The following is a 1,718-nucleotide window of genomic DNA, read 5'->3' on the forward strand; positions in this document are numbered from 1 at the left end:
CTCGTATAATAAGTTTCAAAGTTAATAGTTTCAGGTATCAGCAGGCTTTGAGGTGCCCGTGATACAATAGCTGTAGGACAGCAGGGTCAAGTTCTGAGTCCTCCGGTTGAGCCGTAAGGCTACTTCACTGAAAGTCTGTTCCCCTGAACCGGAAGTTAGCTGCAAACTCATTGGCTGTTTGCCTGGGACAAGACCGCCCTTTCAGCAGTGAGGGCTATCGCATTGGTCTGCCCAGGAATGATTCTGATAAGCGAGGGTGCCAGATGCTCCGGTTATCATGGGTATCTCAAAGCCTGCTGGCCTGAAATCTCCATGCGGGGAGGTGAAAATTGTGAATCCACTATTCGTTGGCATTGATGTGAGCAGCAAGAACAATGTGGCCTACCTGATGAAACCGGACGGCAGCAAACACTCCAGCTTCTCCGTGCAGAATAACCTTGGCGGTGCTAAACTGTTATCAGAGAGAATCGTATCGGCACTTGGCTCCATGCAGCTTGAGCGTGTGGTGATTGGCCTGGAGGCCACCTCCATCTACGGGGACAGCCTAGTCTATGCTCTTCGTGAGGATGGCCGCTTGGGGCGGTTTCAGAGGAAAATCCATGTTCTAAATCCAAAGCAGGTGCGGAAATTCAAGGAAGCCTATTCTGACCTGCCAAAGAACGACTGGGTGGACGCCTTTGTGATTGCCGACCATCTCCGTTTCGGCAGAATCAACAGGGAGGTCTACATGGACGATTACCGCTACAAAGCCCTGCAAACCCTTACCAGAGCCAGATTTGATGTCATCCAAAACTTGACCCGGGAGAAGCAGCGGTTCGCCAACTACTTATTCCTCAAATGCTCCGGCATGGCCCAGGACAAAGACATTCAGAACACCAGCGCCACCACCATCGCACTCATGGAACACTTTGAAACCGTGGATGACTTGGCGAATGCCGACCTGGAGGAACTGACTGCCTTTATTACTGAAACAGGCCGTGGCAAATTTGCTGACCCGGATGCTACCGCCAAGGCAGTTCGGGCTGCAGCCAAAGGCTCCTATCGGCTGCCCAAAACAGTAAACGACACTGTAAACCAAGCAATGGCTGTTTCTATTGCCTCCATGCGCGCCTTGAAAGGGCAGGTCAAAGTATTAGATAAGGCCATTGAACAGCAGTTTGAAATCATTCCGAACACTTTGACCTCCATCCCCGGTATTGGCAAGGTCTACTCCGCCGGTATCATTGCTGAGATTGGTGATATCCACCGTTTTGATTCCCAAGCCTCGGTTGCCAAATACGCCGGCCTTGTCTGGAACAGGAGCCAGTCTGGCGACTTCGAGGCCGAACACTCCAGAATGATTAAATCCGGCAACCGCTATCTCCGCTACTACCTGCTGGAAGCCGCCAACTCCGTGAGAAGATGCGACTCCGAGTTCCGGCGTTACTATGACCTCAAATTCAAAGAGGTCAACAAGTACCAGCATAAACGCGCACTCGCTTTAACTGCCAGAAAACTGGTCCGGTTGGTCTTTCGGCTGCTAAAGGACAACCGCCTGTATATCCCGCCGGAGGGCTGAGAGCGCAGCTTGCCACTCTGACTCATAGGCCCTGTTTCAAAATTTCTCAGGGACAGGGCTTTGGTTGGTGTTGCCTTTTTGCTGTCTACACAGTGCTTTTTACTCTGTTTCGCTTAAAATTTTCTTGCATCACCTACTTGACTTCATACCATTGGACTTT

The 1,718-nt window shown here is 51.0% G+C and carries 1 protein-coding gene; it reads left to right on the top strand.

Annotated elements, in window-relative coordinates; translation table 11 throughout:
• Positions 1–331 precede the first annotated feature (331 nt).
• Positions 332–1,558 (top strand): IS110 family RNA-guided transposase, encoded by a 1,227-nt coding sequence (locus ABUA09_RS18245; protein WP_009261591.1) that lies wholly within the window; start codon positions 332–334, stop codon positions 1,556–1,558.
• Positions 1,559–1,718: the final 160 nt, after the last annotated feature.

The sequence above is a fragment of the Intestinimonas sp. RTP31139st1_F5_RTP31139_211217 genome (assembly GCF_040226735.1).
In the GTDB taxonomy this organism is placed as follows: Bacteria; Bacillota; Clostridia; order Oscillospirales; family Oscillospiraceae; genus Intestinimonas; species Intestinimonas butyriciproducens.